This is a genomic window from Nocardiopsis sp. KDC1DS13DA1, assembly GCF_055632325.1.
On sequence record NZ_JBVMUY010000075.1, the window covers coordinates 1 to 237 of the forward strand.

At 74.3% G+C, this 237-nt stretch carries 1 pseudogene; it reads right to left on the reverse strand.

The features are described 5' to 3' along the window. Positions 1-170 (reverse strand): annotated as a pseudogene (locus ACTVAJ_RS30305) (type I-E CRISPR-associated protein Cas6/Cse3/CasE); the annotation flags it as partial. Between the last annotated feature and the right edge of the window lie 67 nt (positions 171-237).

Below are 237 nucleotides of genomic sequence, written 5' to 3' on the forward strand. Positions count from 1 at the left end.
GCGGTGTCGGAGCTGACGACCAGCGTGCCCGGTGAGGTACGCGCCCACAGCACACGGGCGTCGGATTCGGGGTCGGGGTCGACCGCCCTGCGCACGGCCCGCCCCATGGCCGCCCACTGGTCCATACCGGTGCTGCGCGCGGGGTCGAGGCTGATGCGGGCCAGGTACAAGGGGTTCCCCTCCAGGGTGTCCCCGCCTGAGCGGGGCGGGTGTTCGGTCACGGGTCGACGGGGGTCG